The organism is Elusimicrobiota bacterium, assembly GCA_041660185.1.
Classification (GTDB): Bacteria; Elusimicrobiota; Elusimicrobia; order 2-01-FULL-59-12; family 2-01-FULL-59-12; genus JBAZWU01.
Window position 1 is genome coordinate 374,235 of the sequence record JBAZWU010000001.1, and the last position, 19,494, is coordinate 393,728.

General features: G+C 55.9%; 18 protein-coding genes. 1 reads left to right on the forward strand and 17 read right to left on the reverse strand.

Going from position 1 to position 19,494, the window contains the following annotated elements; translation table 11 throughout:
• Positions 1–5: 5 nt before the first annotated feature.
• Genes WC859_01790 through WC859_01865 form a run of 16 tightly spaced genes read right to left on the reverse strand, consistent with a single transcriptional unit; the run spans position 6 to position 16,679 of the window.
• Positions 6–365 (reverse strand): four helix bundle protein, encoded by a 360-nt coding sequence (locus WC859_01790; GenBank protein MFA5974880.1) that lies wholly within the window; start codon positions 363–365, stop codon positions 6–8.
• Positions 358–867: a hypothetical protein gene (locus WC859_01795; protein ID MFA5974881.1), complete on the reverse strand. Its 510-nt coding sequence runs from the start codon at positions 865–867 to the stop codon at positions 358–360. The genes WC859_01790 and WC859_01795 overlap by 8 nt, the downstream gene beginning before the upstream one ends.
• Positions 777–1,718 (reverse strand): NAD-dependent epimerase/dehydratase family protein, encoded by a 942-nt coding sequence (locus tag WC859_01800; GenBank protein MFA5974882.1) that lies wholly within the window; start codon positions 1,716–1,718, stop codon positions 777–779. Before WC859_01800 ends, WC859_01795 begins: the two co-directional genes overlap by 91 nt.
• A complete protein-coding gene (locus WC859_01805; GenBank protein ID MFA5974883.1) occupies positions 1,718–3,106 on the reverse strand; it encodes a sugar transferase in 1,389 nt (462 codons plus the stop codon). Before WC859_01805 ends, WC859_01800 begins: the two co-directional genes overlap by 1 nt.
• A gap of 15 nt (positions 3,107–3,121) precedes the next feature.
• Entirely contained in the window at positions 3,122–4,231 is a 1,110-nt protein-coding gene (locus WC859_01810) for a glycosyltransferase (GenBank protein MFA5974884.1), read from the reverse strand.
• Positions 4,228–5,319 carry a glycosyltransferase family 1 protein gene (locus WC859_01815; protein ID MFA5974885.1) on the reverse strand — a complete coding sequence of 364 codons (1,092 nt, stop codon included), beginning with the start codon at positions 5,317–5,319 and terminating at the stop codon, positions 4,228–4,230. The genes WC859_01810 and WC859_01815 overlap by 4 nt, the downstream gene beginning before the upstream one ends.
• Positions 5,316–6,257 (reverse strand): glycosyltransferase family 2 protein, encoded by a 942-nt coding sequence (locus tag WC859_01820; GenBank protein MFA5974886.1) that lies wholly within the window; start codon positions 6,255–6,257, stop codon positions 5,316–5,318. The genes WC859_01815 and WC859_01820 overlap by 4 nt, the downstream gene beginning before the upstream one ends.
• A 10-nt stretch (positions 6,258–6,267) precedes the next feature.
• Positions 6,268–7,449: a glycosyltransferase family 4 protein gene (locus tag WC859_01825; protein ID MFA5974887.1), complete on the reverse strand. Its 1,182-nt coding sequence runs from the start codon at positions 7,447–7,449 to the stop codon at positions 6,268–6,270.
• Entirely contained in the window at positions 7,446–8,687 is a 1,242-nt protein-coding gene (locus WC859_01830) for an O-antigen ligase family protein (GenBank protein MFA5974888.1), read from the reverse strand. The genes WC859_01825 and WC859_01830 overlap by 4 nt, the downstream gene beginning before the upstream one ends.
• A 46-nt stretch (positions 8,688–8,733) precedes the next feature.
• Entirely contained in the window at positions 8,734–9,594 is an 861-nt protein-coding gene (locus WC859_01835) for a WecB/TagA/CpsF family glycosyltransferase (GenBank protein MFA5974889.1), read from the reverse strand.
• A 31-nt stretch (positions 9,595–9,625) separates the two neighbouring features.
• A complete protein-coding gene (locus tag WC859_01840) occupies positions 9,626–10,807 on the reverse strand; it encodes a glycosyltransferase (GenBank protein MFA5974890.1) in 1,182 nt (393 codons plus the stop codon).
• Positions 10,804–12,492, reverse strand: a complete 1,689-nt coding sequence (locus tag WC859_01845) for a hypothetical protein (GenBank protein MFA5974891.1) — start codon at positions 12,490–12,492, stop codon at positions 10,804–10,806. Before WC859_01845 ends, WC859_01840 begins: the two co-directional genes overlap by 4 nt.
• A 39-nt stretch (positions 12,493–12,531) precedes the next feature.
• A complete protein-coding gene (locus tag WC859_01850) occupies positions 12,532–13,296 on the reverse strand; it encodes a glycosyltransferase family 2 protein (GenBank protein ID MFA5974892.1) in 765 nt (254 codons plus the stop codon).
• The gene (locus tag WC859_01855) at positions 13,280–14,695 is read right to left on the reverse strand and encodes a hypothetical protein (GenBank protein MFA5974893.1); all 1,416 of its coding nucleotides are present in this window, start codon (positions 14,693–14,695) and stop codon (positions 13,280–13,282) included. The genes WC859_01850 and WC859_01855 overlap by 17 nt, the downstream gene beginning before the upstream one ends.
• Positions 14,692–15,966: a hypothetical protein gene (locus WC859_01860; protein MFA5974894.1), complete on the reverse strand. Its 1,275-nt coding sequence runs from the start codon at positions 15,964–15,966 to the stop codon at positions 14,692–14,694. The genes WC859_01855 and WC859_01860 overlap by 4 nt, the downstream gene beginning before the upstream one ends.
• Positions 15,963–16,679: a glycosyltransferase family 2 protein gene (locus WC859_01865; GenBank protein ID MFA5974895.1), complete on the reverse strand. Its 717-nt coding sequence runs from the start codon at positions 16,677–16,679 to the stop codon at positions 15,963–15,965. Before WC859_01865 ends, WC859_01860 begins: the two co-directional genes overlap by 4 nt.
• Positions 16,680–16,768: 89 nt before the next feature.
• Between WC859_01865 and WC859_01870 the strand changes: the two genes are divergently transcribed.
• Entirely contained in the window at positions 16,769–18,313 is a 1,545-nt protein-coding gene (locus tag WC859_01870; protein MFA5974896.1) for a methyltransferase domain-containing protein, read from the forward strand.
• On the opposite strand, the gene WC859_01875 is transcribed toward WC859_01870, so the two are convergent.
• Positions 18,310–19,488, reverse strand: coding sequence for a glycosyltransferase family 87 protein (locus WC859_01875; protein ID MFA5974897.1), 1,179 nt, complete (start codon positions 19,486–19,488; stop codon positions 18,310–18,312). The two genes, WC859_01870 and WC859_01875, sit on opposite strands and share 4 nt — an antisense overlap.
• Positions 19,489–19,494: the final 6 nt, after the last annotated feature.

Genomic DNA, 19,494 nt, shown 5'->3' on the forward strand with positions numbered 1-19,494 from the left:
GCATGTTAGCGAGACCTCTTTACGCTAGCCAGCAGCGCCGCCAGCATTTTCTCTGTCTGGTTTATGCAATCCCGCGTTTCGGAATAGTGGGCATCGGATAGGAGTTTTCGCTCATAGGCGAATTGTAATAAGTAAGAAGTTTCGCCCAAGGAACGGAAAGCAATGTTCAAAAACTGGTGGAACTCACCATCATGAGAACTATATGACCCCTCGACAATATTAGTGGGGACGGATAGAGCGGCTCTCTGAAGTTGGCTGGTGAGGCCAAAACGATGCTCCTTTGGGAAAGACTCGCTGATTGTGTAGATCTGGTGGGCCAGTTCATTGGCTTTTTGCCATACAAGCAGTTTCTTGTACTCACGCATGAACTGACCTTCTGGTTCTTTGCGCTCGCGAAACTGTCTTGGCTGTAGTGGCTGTCGTGCCTGTTTTGGCTTTCAATCGGCCGTAATCGTCTTCCAGACGGACGACATCATCAACGTGGGGAGTGGAAACTTCGATGAGTCGAACATCCTCATAGGGGGCGGTAAAGCGATGAATGATTCTCGGGGAGATATCCGCAACGGAGCCGGACTTCATCAGACGTTTACGGCCATTAATTTCAAGCACCCATTTTCCCTTATCGGCATACACCGTCTCCTGTTTCCGGCGATGGAATTGTTTGCTTAAGCGGTGGCCTTTTCGGATAAAGATGAGTTTGCCCACATACTTTCTTGTGTGAGCAAACCACATCTCCCAACCCCAGGGTTTATGGACCTTTTTTAGTTTCATCGGATTCAGGTGCGTTTGGACGGGGGTTTCTTTTGAGATTGAAAGTATCGATAGGTTTCGGTCAGCCCCTGCGCAAGCGTCCGGGCCGGTTTCCATCCTAAGCCCTTGGCGGCTTTCCCAATATCCAGAACGCTGCGTTCCAGCTCGCCGGGCCGTGCGGGCGCATAGTCGGGTTTTGACCCGCCCTGATGAATCGCACAGAGTTCCTGGTAAAGCCGGTTTACGGAAACAGGGACACCGGTGCCGATATTAAAGACGTCGTTTTCTCCCTTTAACAAAGCGGCGTTGTTGGCTTCAACAATATCCCCCACCTGGACGTAATCGCGTTCCTGTTCTCCTGTCCCGTAGATGGTCACCGGTTCACCCGCCAGCAGTTTCCCGATGAAGATGGAGACAACTCCGGCTTCTCCGTTGGGGTCCTGCCTCGGGCCGTAGACATTCCCGTAGCGCAGAATGGTGTACGGCAGATGGTAAAACTCTCCAAAAAACCGGATATAGGTTTCAGCGGTAGCCTTGCTGAATCCGTAGGGAGAAGAGGGTCTTGGCGCGTCGTCTTCCTTCCCGGGGCGGGTCTTGCATTCGCCATAAATCGTTCCGCCGGAAGACGAGAAGATGAATTTCCGAACCCCATAGGTCCGGCAGCAATCCAATAATCGTAACGTCCCGAGAATATTCACCGAGGCATCCAGGAATGGATCCTGAACGGAACGCCGGACATCGATCTGGGCGGCCAGGTGATTCACAATGTCGAAACCGGATTTGGCGAAAAGGGTGCTGATATTCGGATCCCGGATGTCCATCGCGACAAAGGTGGCTTTGGGATTCACATTTTTCTTTTTGCCGGAGGAGAGATCGTCCACAATCGTCACGTCATGTCCAAGCGCCACGTAAGAATCGGCAATCTGGGATGCGATAAATCCGGCGCCGCCGGTGACGAGAATTTTCATTAATAGGCTCCTTCGCGGGCGAAAATAGCGGGCAGTGTTCTAATCAAAATCTTGAGATCAAGGCCCAATGACCAGTTTTCCAGATAAAAAATATCAAGATTAATCATTTCCTCGTAGCTGAGGGACGCGCGGCCGCTGACCTGCCAGAGACCGGTGATGCCGGGGAGTACGCGGAGGCGTTTCTTGGCGTTCTCGTCGTAATGCGCGGCTTCCCATAGGACTTGCGGCCGGGGTCCGACCAGGCTCATGTCCCCTTTGAGAACATTGATAATTTGGGGGAGCTCATCTAGGCTGAGGGCTCTCAGCCAGGATCCCGCCCAGGTGATGCGAGGATCATTTTTCATTTTAAAAACCGGGCCCTCGCGATCGCTGAGGTGTTTCAGCTCTTCGATGTAATCGTCCGCATTGGCCACCATGGTGCGGAATTTGAAAAGCTTGAATTCGCGGCCTCTGAAACCGACCCGTTTTTGTGAAAACAGAATCGGCCCCGGGGTGTCCAATCGAATGAGAGCGGCGATCAGGATGAGCGGGATCACGCAAACCGATAAAATCGCCAGGCTGACAACGATGTCGAAAATCCGTTTCATGTAAAAATTGGCCCCATGCAGCGAAAGGGGTTTAATCCGGAATGTCGGCAACCCGCAGAAGCGGTCGAAGATAATCTCGCCGCGCCGCATTTCTAAAAGGTCGGGAACAATTTTGCATTCGAGATCCAGCGATTCGCAGGCGCGCGACGCCTCCAGAATGGCGGAGGAAGACACCAAACCCTGGATGAGGAGGACTTCTGAAATATGATGGGACAATATTCGTTTCATGAGATCGGCCGCATCGGGCACGGTTTCCATAAAGGTTGCTTTGACGAAGGGCTGGTGTCCGGCCATTTCGTGAATGATGTTCGCCGTTTTCCCTTTGCCCACCACCAGGACATGTCGGGGACCCACCACCCGCTCGGTCAACCAGCGGAAAAGCAGCTTATCGCATTCGCGAAGGATGTAGAGAAGGCTAACGCTGTAGACCGCCCAGAGCCCAAGCACCAATCGGGAGTATTCCACTCCCCGGTAGGCGAAGGTAACGGCGGTCGTTAACAACGAACATATCAGGATTCCGCGGCTGACCAGAATCAATTCGTCGTAGGCGCTTTGCAGGGTGTCCCGGTAGAAACCCATATAGCCAAAGACCAGTAGACAAATGGGAAGCAGCGCCCAGAGGGCTTGCTGATAAAAGTGGATGTCGGGAATACCTTTCAAGGGCGGAAAGAGAGCCGTAAAGACGGGCCAGGAAAAGCGTGTCCAGTAAGCTCCCTGAAATGCGGCGATCAGACCGCTGATATCCAGAAGCAACAGGCTGGCGATGAAAAAAATGCGTAAATAATGGCGGTGCATCGTCATGTTTGAGCCGTGATTTTATGACATTTCAGCACGGTATTCAATGAACAGCGACCGGAACGCCTGCTCGCAGCGGTCTCGGCTGAAACGTTCCGCATGAGAGCGGATCGCGTTGCGATCCAAAGACGTTTGCTCAAAGGACTCGATTGCGGTCATCAAATCGCGGGAGGTCTGGCGATCAAAGAATAAGCCGGTTTTCTTTTCCGCGACGGTTTCCAGCGCCCCGCCTTTTCGGAAAGCGATCACGGGGCATCCGGCGGACATCGCCTCCAATGGAACGATGCCAAAATCTTCTTCTCCCGGAAAAATCAGCGCGCGCGCCTGCTGATAATGGGAGCGCAAGGCGTCATTGGACATCCAGCCCAGGAATTGGATATTGGGGGTGGCCTGATTCTGCAGCGCGGCGCTTTCCTGTCCTTCCCCGATGATGACGAGTTTCTTTCCGGATTGTTTGAACGTTTCGATCGCCAGGTCAATACGTTTGTAAGGTGCCAGGGCGCTGACGATGAGATAAAACGGTTCCACCGGTTTCGGCACGTTTTCTATCCCTTGAGAGAAAAAAGCATGATCAACAGGCGGGTAAATCACCTGGGAGTCGCGATGATAAATGCGTTGGATTCGTTCCCTGACGTTTTGTGAATTGGCGATGAACGTATGGACGCGCGGCACAGTACGCAGATCCCATTGCTGAAGCGGCTGTCGCAACAGGTGCATCAATCCGCGTGTCAGGATAGACGATCGACCGGGGCCGAAATACTCTTCAAATTGGTCCCAGATATAACGCATCGGGGTGTGGCAGTAGCAGACGTGACGCGCTTTCCCGCGCGGGATCGCGCCTTTGGCGACACAGTGACTGGTGCTGATGATGACGTCATACCCTATGAAATCGAATTGCTGGATGGCCCAGGGCATCAAGGGCAACAAATGGCGGTAGTAGCGCCGCACCTGCGGCAGGCGTTGCAGCGGTGAGGTAAAAATACGATGGCGTTCGATCGTCGGGCTCACCTGGCCCGGCGCGTGAACAAGGGTAAAGAGATCGGCTTTTGGAAAGAGGTCGCACAAGACTTCGAGGACCTTTTCTCCCCCCCGCATACCGGTCAGCCAGTCATGAACCAGAGCGATTTTCATGCGATGTTCTCCAGGCAGCGTCGGTAGACGTCTACGGTTTGGCCGGCCATGCGTGACCAACTGAAGCCGGCCGCCCGGCGTTGCCCGCGTTCCGTCAAATCCCGGCGGAACGCCGCGTCGTCCATCAAGCGTTCCAGCGCCGCCGTGATGGCGTCATCGTCTTCCGGATCCACCAGGCAGGCCGCGTCGCCGACGACCTCCGGGAGCGAAGCCCGGTTGGAACTGATCACCGGAGTGCCGCAAGCCATCGCCTCCAGCGGCGGCAGGCCGAAGCCTTCATAGAGCGACGGATAAACAAATCCGAGCGCGGCGCTGTAAATCGCAGGCAAGTCATCAAAGGCCGCCTCCGGCAACCATCGAACCGCCGGAACGCGGGCGAGCTCTTTCTCGAATCCATCGATAAAATTCCGTCCAACCAGGACCAGCCGGGGCACCGGACGACGCTGGGCTAACCGGCTGTACAGGCGGACGAGCCGCGGAACATTCTTAAAAGCTTTCAGGTTACCGACGTAGAGGAAATACTCCGGCGGCAGATCGTAGTGATTCCGTACCCGTTGTTTCTCGGCTTCGTCAGCGGGCCGGAAACGGGGAGAGGCCGCCTCCGGGGTGACGATGATCCGTTCCGGAGAAATATCGAGACGTTCCAGAAGATCACACCGGGTGTGTTGGGAAGGGACAAGAATGGCCCGGGCGCGCGGCACCAGGCACCGAAAAAAGAAGGAGGCATAAGCGGACGCGAAGCGTGACGGCAAAAACTCAGGAAATTTCAGATGAATCAGATCATGCACGGTGAGGATCGATTGGTGTGACAGAGTCACGGGAGCGTTGTAGTGAGGGATGTGAATCAGACGGGCCTTCGATTCACGGAAAGCGGCCGGGACGGTCCACTGTTCGCTGACCGAGTACATCCCGCTGGCCACAGCCCGGGTCGGCCAGGGCCAGCGGTGCGGATGATGGGGGCTGACCAACAGGGACAAGGCCAACCCCGCCGGCGGATTTTCCGCCAGCGCCTGGAGCAGGCCTCGGATATAGGTCCCGATGCCGGAGGCCTCGGTAAAGCGGGCATCGATGCAGAGAGACAATGTCATGTTTTGGGATCCGCGAGGCGGAATCGCTGTCGTTCAAAAATGGTTTTTCTAAACCTCGAAAGGTAGGCTCGTCCAGCCTCTTTATCTTGAACGATGAGGTGCACGCGCCACCAGAGTTTGAACCATTTCAAAAGCAAATACGATTTAAGAATCGGAACAGCGCCCGTGAAGGCGTGCTTGCGGTAGTAATAGATCTGGCTCTGGCGGTAGACCAGGGAGGTCAGGCTCCAGGGTTCCTTCGTGGATTGGCCTAAATGATGAATGATTTGCGCGTGCGGGATATAGTCGATGGACCAGCCTTTCTGCCGGCAACGCAGGCACAGGTCGGAGTCCTCGAAATAGAGTTCAAATTCTTCATCAAACCCGGCAATTTCATCGAAGGCTCGGCGGCGGACCATGAAGCAAGCCCCGCAGATAATCGGGACGCTGCGGGCGCGCCGCTGCAGCCAGCGCACAATGGCCTGACGGAGTTGTGAATGCCGGACCAGGTAGGGGGCCAGCGGTCGCTGGATAAACTCCCCCAACAAAATGGGATTCCAGGCCCAGGACATCTGGATCAATCCGTGCTGGGACGAAAGCAGTTCCGGTCCCACAATCGCGGTGTGGGGATGTGTATCCAGCCAGTCAATCAGAGGGTTGAATGTGTCGGGCAGCGATTCGGTATCACTGTTCAAGAAAAGCAAATAGCGGCCTTTGGCCAGACGCGACCCGATATTGCAGGCTTTTCCAAAACCGAGGTTCGAGGCATTGCATACGGCCTGCACCTCCGGGAATTCCCGCCGGACACGTGCGTAGGTCTCATCGTTTGAGTTGTTGTCGACGAGAATAATTTCATAGGGAGTTGCTGGAGGGTGTTTCTGGACCGATCGAAGACAGGAAAGCGTCAGCTCACAGGTGTTGAACGACGGAACGATGATCGAACACGTTACAGGAGCCATGAAATTTAAATTAGCGGCGGCGCCGCGAGTGTGCGAGAGCTGATTGATAGAACGATTCGATGAGCGGCGCGTTCCGTTCCGCACTAAAAAGCTGCTGGGCACGCGCGAGCGCTTTATGGCTCAAAAACGACAGTTTTTCCTTCCCGTCGATCACCGCCGCCAGTCCCTCGCCCAGCGCTTTGGGTTGTCCGGGTTCGACGAGCAACGCCGCATCGCCCGCCACATCCGGGATCGAACCGGTCCGCGTCGTCACGACCGGTTTCCCGGAGGCCATGCTTTCGATCAAAACATAGCCAAACTGTTCCTGCCATTTGGGCGTCGGGCGGCTGGGCAGAACAAACACATCCGCCAGGTTGTGAAGCGCCGAAATGTCTTCGTAAGGGACAAAAGGATGAACGCGAATCAGCTCTGGATAACGGTCCTGGGCCTGTTCCAGAACCGGTTGAAGAGGACCCGCTCCGACAAAAAGAAAACGCAGACGCATCGCTTCCCGCCCGCGATTCAGGGAAGGAATGCACTCGAGCAGGTCCAAAATCCCCTTTTCCGGGACAAATCGTCCGATGAAAAGCACAACGTAATCATCCGGAAGGATCCCCAGCTGGATCGCCAGTTTCGGGTCTTTGGGGGCTGGGACAAATCGTTGAAGATCCACGGACATCGGGATCACAGCGATGCGGTCGGGTGAGACACCTTCCTCCCGCAGCATTCGGGCGGAAGTTTCCGTTACGGCTAAAAAGCCGTCGGCCTCACGCATGACGGCTCGTTTCCGTAAATGGCGCAAGGGATGAAGCTCTCCCGTGTGAAGCAAGTTCTCCCAGACCGTCAGAACCAACGCCGTCCGCTGTTTGCGTTTCAATCGGAGGCACTGATAGGTCATCGTCGAGTGCAGTTCCGCCGCGTGCAGGATGTCTGCATCGCCCACCGCTTTTTTCAGATTCAAAAGTCCGTAACTGCGGCCCAACGTCCAACTCAAGGCTCGGTTGTAAAAAATCGCTGCCGATGGATTCCGTTTTCCCAGTGTTTCCCCCCAGACTCCGGTTTTCTCGATTGAAATATTGGGGAGGGTGATAGGCTGGGTATAAAACTGCCAATGGGCGCCGATGGCTGAGAAAGGGTGTTTGGCCGCTACGGGAACATACGATTGAAGTTCCCAGGGATTCAAGAAGGGGCCTCGCACGAAGGCGACTTTCATGAGATCTCCGTCTTTGGTTTTGAGGAGGATCGTCCGATGGCCAGGTAACAAGCCAATAGCAGATCGAGGCTGTTCACGAAGAGGACATCGACGCTGTTGTGCGCGAGGAATGCCATGACGCTGATCGCGGCCCCCCAGGCAAGGATGTCGCGGCTAGCCATGAGCGATCCGAGAGATGTCCCCGCCAACAAGGCCATCCCCAGCGCCCACAATAAAAAGCCGATCCCGCCGTATTCAATCAGGACCTGGAGGTAAATGGAATGAAGATGCTGCCAAAAATCGATCCGTTTCATAAACGTCAATTCGAATTTAAAGAATTGTCGAGAGTCTTCGTCAAGAAACTGGGGCAAACACGCCAGGTATTTCCCCGGGCCTAGACCCACCCAGGGATGCGCCCGAATGACCTGATAAGCGGCCCGCCAATAGATGGGCCGTTGCGCGGAGCTAAGCAACCGCTCCGTCTCAATAGACGCGGCCGGCGTGGACACGGGGACCTTATTCGACAACGAGCCCAATCCGGGAAAATGATGAATCGCAAGGATCGGGAGCCCCGCCGAGCCAACGATCCAGAGGAGAACGAGGAGAACAGGTACTCTCTGCGTCATCTTTGGTGTGATCCATTGTGTTCCGGCCGCGAGAATCGCCACGCCCGCCAACAGACCCGCCCAAGCCCCCCGGGAGTATGCTGCCAGAAAGGCGATCATCATCAGGACAGCCCCTATCCATAAGATTCTCCGGAGGTTCCCTCGCTCGAGATAAGCGGTCGCAAAACTCACCGGCATGACCAGGGATAGAAAAGCTCCTTGAATGTTGTGCTGCCGGAAAGGTCCAACGGCCGCCCGGTAATCGCCGCCCGAATGGGCGAATTGCCAAATTCCGAAGACGGATAGGAGGCTCCCCATCCACAGAAGAACGCGGCTATAGCGGATCGTAAAGGAAGGGGATTCACGGGCCGCCAGGGAGGCGAGGAAAATAAAAAACAGGAATTCCATCCATCGCAACGGCCCCCGTACATTCCCGCCCAAATGGATCGCCATCATCGCGGTGAAGAGAAAGAAACCCGACCATACGAGAATTTCCGGCAGGCTGAATATCTTCAAGACCGCCGGTACCGCGCGACTCGGTCCGATGTGGGCCATCCAGGCGAGTGCCGCCAAGGCGCAAAAATAGTCGATCGGGGACAGACGCGGAAGCGGTCCCAGGGAAAAGCTGAAGTCCACAGGGACTGCCAACGCCATTAAGAGGATCCACAGGCCCGGCGAGAATTTCAGGAAGCGGGACAAGTTAGAAGCGAAAGGCTCGAAGACGAGAGAATTTATATCGAATGATTTCATTCAACAAAAGTGACAGAAAAACGATATTCCCCAGGATGTAACGCCGCCACAGACGGCGGGGTTCACAGGAAAGCCGGTAGAGCCACTCTAAGCCGATCCTCTGGAGTCGTTCCGGTGCCCGGGGGATGCGCCCGGAAAGAAAGTCGAAAGCGGCGCCGACACCCATGCAAACCGGGGCATGGAGCCGATTCAAGTTTTGCGCGATCCATTTTTCCTGCTTCGGTGCGGACATTCCGACAAAGAGGATATCCGGGCGCGCCTGGCGGATCATTTCCAGGATTCGACGATTTTCGTCCTCGTCAAATTGGTCGCACATGGAGGGATTATACAGTCCGACAATCCGCAGCCGCGGCCAGCGCGACAGCAGAACCTTCTGGAGCATATCCAGATTTTCACGGGAGCTTCCCATGAGAAAGATGCTGTAACCCTTCTGGCTGGCGTGTTTGCACAGTCCCGTCATCAAATCCGGTCCGGCGATGCGCTCGGGAAGACTCAGACCGATCCAGTGGGCCCCCCACACGATCGACATGCCGTCTGCCAGCACCAGATCAGACTGTTCCAGAAGATTGCGGAGCGCCTCATCCTTCCGGCACAGCGCGACCGTATACGCGTTCGCCAGACAAACCTGAGTCGGCCGGCGCCGCTGAACAAATTCATCCAGAATCAGCAGAGTTTCATCCATCGTGAGACTGTCGAAACGGACCCCGAATATGGAAACGGAGGGAAATGTCACCGGAGGTAAAACGGTCTCTGACTTGAGGCCGATGGGTGAAATATCAAGTGATGGAACGGTATTGGGTGCAATGGGCATATCCAAATCCTATTGATAAATGTGAATGTAATTATAGCGGTCTGCCTCCGGACGTGCAAGTTAACCGGTGGTAAAGGGCCATTCTCTGCTTCAGGAAAGCGGTGCTGGAAAAATGAGTTCGCGCATATTCCTGGGTCGTGCGGCGCAGACCTTCCATCCGTTCGGGCGACATCATCCGGTTGAGTTGCGCCCAGAAGTCAGCCGGGTCTCCCGGGGCATACCGTTCCCCGTTGATCCCGGGAACAACGATCTCCCGTAATCCCCCCGCGTCACTGACCAGAGCCGGGATCCCCCAGGCGTTTGCCTCCACCACGGCCAGCGGAAAGTTCTCGTAACACAGGGACGGCATGACAACCGCGGCGGCATCGCGAAGAACTCTTTCCTTCTCCAGGCTTTTGAGGAAACCCATATAGGAAATGTGCCCGCCGGAGGCGGCCTGGACCTGCGCCAACAGCGGTCCGGTCCCGGCGATCTTCAGACCCAGCCGCCGCTGGGGGTTCGTTCGAAAAAGATCCACAAGCCAATCGATGCCCTTTTCACGGGAAAGTCTCCCCAGGTAAAGAACATAGGGCTGCGGAGGCGAAGGAGGATCGACCGGCATCACGGGGATGAAATGGCCCTGGATTTCGATGCGATCGGCCGTCCAGCCGCGGGCAATATATTTGTTTTTGAGAAACTCGGCGGGTGCGATGAAGGCATCTACGTCGTCATACCAATGACGCCTGGCCGACAGCCACGCGTGGCATGCCAGAGCAGCAGACGCCAGGCGGCTGTCCCGGTAGCAGCCGCGAACAATTCCGGGCCAATAGTTTCCCCCCGCGCAGCGCTCGCAGATTTCCTGGCGCGGCGTCAGAAATAAACCGTTCAAGCAGAGCGGACGGTAGTTGTGCATCGTCAGGCATGTCCTGGCTCCCAGGGCTTTCGCTCTCGAAAAAAGGCGCGGAGATAGAAGCGGCCAAAGATTATGTGCGTGGACGATGTCCGGCCGGAAGCGCCGCAGCAGGTCTTCCAGGCGCCCCTCGAAGCCGCCGCCGGCGGCGGATAGGGCGGCCGCGATTTTGCCGGAAAAGCCGGGATCACTGCGGACTTGAAAAAGCTGCAGCTCAAGTTCCGTTCCTCGCAGAGCGTTGACTTCATTGGCCACACAGGCATCCTCGCCGCCGCTGACCGAATAGGCGTTATGGACGATGAGGATCTTGAGGGGTTGTGTCATTTCGGATCGGTCTCCGGGGGTGTTTCTCGCAGCACGGGATTAAATGCCAATCCGATCAGTATCCACAGGAATATCCCCTTAAAGGCATTTTCGAGCGTATTGTCCGTGATCATGTGTACCAAAACGTATACGATGCCTGCCCCAACCAGTAACAACCTTGAAAAGATCCAGGGGTCCTGCCGGCTGGAAAAAAGGCGTTGCGTAATGCCCCGAAGGACCCATCCCTGCAGAAGAATAAAGGCCAGCAGGCCGATGATTCCCAGACGGTAAAGGATGGCGATCCAGGAGTTGTGCGGATCGTATCGTCGGGGTGAATTAAGCCACCAAACAACCTGCGGAGGCAGGTACAGTTTTCCAAATGGGATCCCCAGGAGGATCCTGGCCGTGCGGTGAAGCTGATGCTTGAAAGAGACATCCGGTGTTTCGTTAGATGGAACCAGATGGAGTACGATTTTTTTGTCACTCAGGCCATCGCCGGCTGGTTCGATCAACACCTCGGGCCCTTTAGAACGTTTGAGATGGGCTGGCAGCTTGTAATGGGTCAGGTCTTTCCGGTGGAGATGATTTGAAAAAAGGCCGATGGAGAATACCTCTTCGATGGCGTCTTGCCACATGAGAAACCGGGTGATGACGTTGGGCGAATTCCCGATGTCCGTGAAGGTGGATAGCTCATCAAACACATCCACAACACGGTGCTCTGCCTTCTGGACGATGAGAACCTGTCTCGGAACAGTCGCCGGTGGAGTAAAGGCTGGTGGAACAGAGGCCGGGGGAGTAGAGGCTGGTGGAACAAAGGCTGGGGGAGTAGAGGCCGGGAGGGTGGATGCCGGTGGAGTAGAGGCCAGTGGGGTGGCAGCCGATGGGATCGAGGGCCTTTGACCGAGCTTTGGGAGGCTCCAGAGAAGAAGCATGGACCCGCCGGCGATGACGGTGATGGTCCGCAGGCTGTGCAGGGCAATAGGAGTAAATGAATTGAGTCGCATGAGCATCAGCGCCAGGAAACAAAATCCACAGGCGAAGCCGGTCCAGGCCGAGCGAACCAACTCCGACAAAATGGCCGAGAAAATGATGATGCTCCAGAGAGTGTCTTTTAAGTTAGTCACTGTCATCTGGCGGATGGCCAGCAGAGAAAGTAACGCCAGCGAAAGGCCCAGCGAACTGCCTGCTCCTTGCATGAGGCTTGAGGTCAGCTGAAGGTGCGGCACGGCCACCGGCAGGCAGATCCGGAGGGCGTTCAGGAGAGCGGCGATGGCTCCTATTTTCAATATCCCATCGAGCCGGCGGCGAGTCAAGGGAGTTCGGCTGACCAAAAGGATAGCCACGCTGTAATAGACGAGGGCGGAATCACGCAGTACATTGAGGATTGGAAAATGCAGGACGCCCCAATAGAAAGAGACACAGCCAACACCGAGAAAAAGCCCCCACGTCCAGCGCACCGGAGTCGGAAGCGCGGTGCGATAGCTTCCGGGATTTGTGAGTTGCCGCCCAAAAATCCTGAGCGTCCACAGCAGTAAGGCAAATTCCGTGATATAAACGGGGACTGTCCCGATCGAAATGTGGAGGTAAGCGAACTCCCGGTTGGCGAGCAGATACCCGATCAACAGGAAGAGAATCCCGTAAGCCTCCTCCCAGAGAAAGGCCGCTAGACAAACAGCAAACGCCGTTGCAGTGACATATACCGGCATCAGGCTATAACCGCTGGCAGGTTACGATTCCGCGTGGAATCAATGACGGCGTCCTCCATAAGTGGCCAACAGCTTCAGATAGCAAAAGATCGTGCGGGTAACCCGGATTTTACTGTCTGCACCCCGGTTCTCGTAATGCAGAGTAAACGGGACCTCCGCCGTGCGCGCGCCTTCCCGCGACACCTTCAGCAAGAGTTCCGTTCCCCCCGGGAATCCCGTCTCATTAATCAGGGGATCGTGATAGCGGCTGTAGGTCCGCTGAAGAATACCCACCCGGTAGACACGGAAACCGTTTGTATACGAAAGGGTGCCCGGCACATGAAAACCCAATCGGAAAATGAGATTGGCGACTTTGCTGAAGAGACGCCGCTTGGGCGGAATGCCCGAAGCCTTGCCGCCCGGCATCGAATAGGAGCACGTGACCACATCATACCCTTCCATCAGTTTCTGAACCATGGACGGGAAATAAGCCGGCGAATGCGTGTTGTCCGCGTCAAGAGAAATGACCAGGTCCTGGGGTTGCGCATGGAGGACAATCCACGTGTAGCCGGTATTGAGAGCGGCGCCGTAGCCTTGGTTGGTCGCGTGGCGCAAATGGCGCAGCGGGACGCGCGGAGACAGTTCCTGGACCACGGCGGGTGTTCCATCCCTGGACCCGTCATCCACGAGCACCACTTCGTACGGCATGCCCATCGACCGCGCGACCTCATCAATATCAGGGATGAGTCGCCGCAGGGCGGTCTCTTCATTGTAGGCGGGTAGTAAGATATAAAGCTTTGAATTCGGACTATCGGGCGTTGTCATTTTTCCTCGCTTCGTAAATCTTCCAGTGCGGTAGCTCAAAGACGATCTGGGTGAACTGGGCGGCGTGGGCGGTGTCGATCGGACATTCGTCGCGGGTAATGAGCCAGCGTTTGGCGTGCGTAGAGGAAACGGGTTCCCCCTTGTTCAGGACCGTCACTTGTTGCGTGTTGCCCGTAAAAATCTCCAGGGCGGTCGCCGCTTCGGTACACGGTGACATGATATACGCGTCAATATCCTTGTCAGGCCATTGAGAAGAAAGCCAGCGGACGGTTGTCCCGATCTCGGCCTGTCGGGACAGGCGCGGGATAGCCACATGAAAGACAACGCCGGCGGCCATGAGGATCGACATCGGCAAAACGACGTTCCGAAAGAACGGGTCCAGACGCGGCCATAGGCGGATCATGATCTCGGTATTGAGGACGATGCAGCCGCAGGCCATCACCATGGCTGGCGCCCATAAATAGGTGGCGATCCCCCAGGGAATCAGGAGAGCCAGGTAACAGGCCAGTGAGCAGGGCCAGAGGAATCGGGCCAGCCGCGCGTTCAAATCCTTCTGTTTCGTCCAATCGAGAAATATCAAAAGGATGGTCACGAGAATCAAGCCTGCCATCAGATAGACCATGGTCGGCTGATGTCCGAGGCTTTGCACCAGTCCCCGGATATCAGTCGAATATCGAGAGGTATAGGAATCGGAACGCTTCAGGAACACCAGCCCCATGACGGTCGACAACGTGGCCCAGGCGAGGATCCATACGGCGCGCTGTTTTTTCGGAGCGTTGGCATCGGAAACCAGGGAAACAAAAGCCCAGGGCGCAACGGCCAGCGTGGTCGGCTTGGCCAATACGCCTAGAAGGAAACTCGTGAACCCGCTGCACTGCCATAACCACCACCGGACCGAACGGCGATCCTCGTGTTGAGCCGATGTCAATGCGTAGAGCGCCCATCCGCCGAACCCGATAACGAATTTTTCCTGCAGAGAAAGGAACACGATCAAGTTGTACAGGGGCGTGCTAGCCAGAAGCAAGAAGCCGAAGAAATAGGATCCGATCGAGCGGGTTTGCGGCGGGAGTTGCCGGCGCAGGATCAGCGTCCAGGGCCAAAGGAACAATCCCACCAGAATAAGGGTGAACAGGTAGAACAGTTTGGGCGAATTCGAAAAGGTCCCGTAGCAGAGGTAAAGATAGGCGATGTAAACAGGACGAAAGATCACATTGACGGAATAACGGTGAAGAAGGCCGACGATCGAGATGTCTTTCCAGGAGGTCTTCAGCAGCTGCAGAGTCTGGGCGTCGTCCATCAGTCCCCAGGAAAGCGGGAGAAAGATCATCGCCGTCAGAAGGCTGCCGAGGAGAAGGAGAAAGGCCCAGGGAAAAAGTCTCGTGATAAACGGTTTGATCATTTCATCCACGGATACGGCTGCAGACTGTCCCCCTGGCTGGTCGAGTCGAAAACGGGTTTGATGATCACGCGTCGAAGAATATTTCGTCCGGCGAGCAGCGCAACCAAAACGAGAAAAATAGCGGCGAACCGGGGAGTCCAGCGATGGGAGAGACGGATCTTCAGACCATAAATGGCCGCGGGAATGATCAAAATATTGAACCACTCCATGGGCAGCGTGTTGTACCAGAAGGGGTAGCGCCAGAAGAAGAAATAGTTGATCCAATAGCCGATCCCGGCGACCGCGAGCATCGTCGCGGGAACCTGAAGAGGTCCGGAGGACGATTCCTTACGATTGAAAAATGACCGGGCCGCGTACACCACGCAGAAACCGATCGAAAGGGCGATCAGCAGCCAGGTCACAAACCCCCACCGGGCGTATTCGATCGCCCTTCCCTGCGCCGCAAATGGATCGGAAGCGGTTTTACGCATCAGCACAGGGATGATGTAGGAAAATTCGCTGAAAAGGATGGAGGGAGCGCGAAAGGCATAGGCCAGAAGGTCCTCCCGGTTGTGGAACAGACCGAAGGCCCAACCGATGGCTGTCAGGAATACCGTCGCGGGTACGAAATAGAGAACGGCGCAAAGGACCAATTCTCTGATTTTAAGCGCGATGGAATCGCCGCGGTTTTCGAACAGGAGTTTATAAAGGAAGAGGCCCGGAAGCATGGCCAGAAATTGCCCTTTGCATGAATAGGCGAAGCCAAAGGCGATCATGGCCCAGCGCGGGTGGTGTTTCTCCAAAAGGAGCCCGGCGATAAAACAGAGCAAACCAGGTGTCATGCCATTGACCTGAATGGGATAAATCAGGATGAGCGGGATCGTAATCCAGACCGAAAGGACCAGCAGGGCGATCACGGGAATCTCCCAGGGACGCATCCACGTTTCGTCAAATAGTTTGAAGAAGAACCAGAAAAACAGTCCCACAACGGCCAGCGAATAGACGAAATTGTAATAACGCATGGGTTTGAGCGATCGGCCGTGGAAGGCGAACGCGGTGGTGGCCAGGATGACGTGGGGACCGTTTTCGACGAAAGGGTCGCCCTGGTAAATGTGAATGTCCCGGTCGGCGAACATCCGGTAAGGGACGCCGAGGTAGATGTGTTCCGAGACCCGGTCGACGCTCAGATGCGGAAGGGCATAGGCGAAGATCCCCAACATCGCCGCCAGCAGACCGGCCAAAGAAATCCATTTGAGACGTGTTTGAAGCGGAAGTGATTCAGATGAATTCATACAGGGACTCTCTTTCCATAGGTGCGCAGATCCCACCACAACGCCCAGAACTCTTTCATGGCCCGGAAAATAACGCTGAGATTGGCGCCGCTTTGGACGCCGGCGCGTCTCGGGCGATGAGAAACGCCAACGGTGGCGATCCGGTACCCCATCCGGCGGGCCTTGACCAGAATCTCGGCATCAATCAAAGCGCCTGTCGTAATCATCTGGATCTCATTGAAGAGGGACCGGCGATAAAGTTTGAACGCGCAGTCGATGTCCGGAATATCCAATCCCATGAAGACCCGGAGGGCGGCCGCAAAGATCTGCGCGTTTAATTTCCGGTGCCAGGGATCCGCGCGCCGGACGCGGACGCCGGAGATGATATCCGCTTGCGAGGTCAGCTCAACCAGGGACGGCAGTTCATTCAAATCGAATTGGCCATCCCCGTCCGAATAAAAGACCCACGGAAACCGGGCGGCTCGAAACCCGGATTTGAGTGCCTCTCCATACCCGCGATTCGTTGGATGGCGGACCAGCTTCAAAGCCGGTCTGGATTGGGCCATCGATTGAACAATCTCCGGCGTGCGATCGCAGCTGCCGTCGTCCACAATAATGACCTCGTACGATTCGGCGACCTGCGCGGCGACTTGGGACGCCTCGTCGATGACGCGTTCCACGTTCGTCTCTTCATTGTGACAAGGAAAAAACAGCGATAAGCCGTCGAGTTTCATGCGTAAAAAAGCACACTTCCCCGTTCCTCTGTCGGTTGCCGCACCTCTTGCTGGAGCGAAGTTTCAATATATTACAATAAGAACCCTGAATGCGTACCCTGATCCTGATTGCCTCCAGAGACCATAAGGACCGTCTCCTGGCTCAACTCACGCCGCTTCGTCAACTGTTTGTCGATCGCCCCGATGTTTCCTGCCTTATCATGGATGACGCCAGCCAGGACGGAACCTTTGAGGCTGTTTCCCGCTTCTTGACCCAGTATCCTTGGCCGACCTGCCTGATTGTACGCCATCGTCATCCGTTGGGGCCCGGAGGCAACCAGAAAGTCGGGATTCGCCACGCCATGGAGCGGAAGGTCGATGTCGTGCTGACAATCCTTGGCGGCTCTCCCGCCACGCTGTCTGCCATCCCCGGGATGTTGGACCGGTTCCAGGCGGATGATCGAGCGGATTATTTATTGGCTACAGAACGGTTCGGATGGCGGTCTCCGCTGGCTTGGCCCCGGTGGTTGCGTCAACGAGGGCTCTCTCTGATTGAAAACCGGTTTTCGGGGGTGCGCATTCCGGATTGGCATGGACCCCTACGGATCTACCGCCTGAACGCATTGCGTGAAATCGCCTTTGAGCTCAATACGCATGAGGCCCATTTTCATACGGAGATTCTTCTGCAGTTGATTTCCGCCGGCCGCCGCCGGTTGAGAACCTTCGATGTGCCGCTCCATTCCGACCGTCTTCCTTCGATGGCGCGGGCGGGGTCGCTGCAGACGATCAAGGCCGCGCTGAAATTCCGACTGCAGCGCTACAGCCTTTTCTATGATTTTCGCTACCATCCTGAGCTGATCATCCCCGGGCCGAAAGCGGCCGCTCCCTCAAGGCCGCACTACACCGACAAAGTGGGATTCGACAGTCCTCACGCGCTCGTCTGCAACAGCGATACGCTGGTACCCCCCAAAAGCCGTGTGCTGGATCTGGGTTGTTCCGTGGGGTATGTGGCCCGGCACTTGACGGAGAAGAAGGGGTGCTCAGTGGTCGGAGTCGACAGACTGGATCCCTCCCAGGTCCTCACGGGGTTTGAGTACCACCGTCTTGACCTCGAGCAGGACCTCGAACGGTTATGCCAAATCATCGATCACGGGGAATTTGATGTGATCCTGATCCTTGATGTCCTGGAGCATCTCAGCACGCCGGAATTGTTTCTGTTGATGCTGACCCGGCGCCGGTACCAGAAAATTCCTCGTATCATTGTGAGCACCGGGAATGTGGGTTTTCTGGTGGTCCGGTTGATGCTGCTTGCCGGTTTTTTCAATTACGGGAATAAGGGGATCCTCGACATCACCCACAAGCGGCTCTTTACCGTTCGAACCTTTAAGAATCTTCTGGACCAGACCGGTTTTGCCATTCTCAGGCGGTACGGATTTTCCCTCCCCTGGAAGGAATTGGGGCTGCCCCGGACACTTTGCCGGCCGCTGGAAAAAATCCATGGAGGGTTTGCCCGGTGGCGTCCCACTCTTTTTGCCTACCAGGTTCTCTACGTCACCATGCCGATCACGCTGCCGGCCAGGCTGATCGCAGGAGAAACAGCTATCACAGGAGACAATAATCCTTCCCGATTGACTGGTAGCGAAATGCGGCGTTAACGCGTCTTATCGTTGAGCGAGGGGTTGCTGGCAGGGTAGGAACTCTTCAGATAAAGGATCCAGACCGCATACAGCGCCATCAACGGCAGGTAGGTATTGAACAGCTCGAAGATCTGGTTGACGGGTCGGGGAAAAGAGCTGGTTCCTTGAGGAAACATCGCCATCACGCCCGCCAGCGGGATCAGGGCTTGCCATCGGTACTTCTGCAGTATCCATAGGGATGGAAGCAGAAAGATCGCATAGAGGTATGGCGGCACCCGTGGATCCACCAATCCAAAAACGACGATGAAAAACAGAATCCGCCAACGGAGGTCCGGATCGGCGTTTCGTTTTCGTATGCGTTGGTACGCTCGCCAACTTAAACCGCTCACGCCAAGCACTAAGACCGCATAGAGGGCATCCCCGGCGCGTGCCGGAAGGCTCCAGGGGATCGGCCACGTACGCACGGCGTCCACCAGTTGGCCTGAAAAAGTCAGGGTGCTCGGATTGTTCACCCCGACGCTCCGCTTGCCCAGCGTGGCCAATAAGCGCATGTAATCGCGGAAAAGATCCGGATAAATCAAATAATTTAACGAATACAGAATCACGAACGCTGCGGCGGAGAGAAACAGTTCCTTCCAGCGCGGCTTGTCGTCGATGAACAAGAGAAGTCCCAGAAGCAGGATGAGATCCGACTTGATCTCCGCCATGAGGACCACCGCCGCGCAATACACCCATATCCGCTTGCGCAAGAGGGCCGCCAATCCCGCCCACAGGACCACTTGTTGGAATCCGGCGATATTCCCGGAAGCGACGTCGTAAAAAAGGGAGCCGTTAAAAGCCAACGCGATGAAGAGGACCTGGAAGGGGTCCCTGATGCTCAAAGGCAGAAAATGACGGTGCCAGATGCGAAAGATATAGAAGAATCCCCCCAGCTTCAAAACGGTCCACAGCCAATTGGCTACGTTTGCGGAGAGGTAGATCCAAGGACGGAACAAGTAGAGGACGAGGGGCGGATAGGACAAGGGCCATCCGTCACGAATGTAGGGATTGGCCCCGGTGGCAAAAAATTCCAGTGTGAATTGGCGATAGCAGCGGGAGTCCCAGCCGTAGCCGCCGTTGCGGAGAAGAAGGAACGCCAGAAGCAGCCCGACAAACGCCCAAGCGCCAAGCAGCCATCGTGTCTCTGAAGACATGTTCTT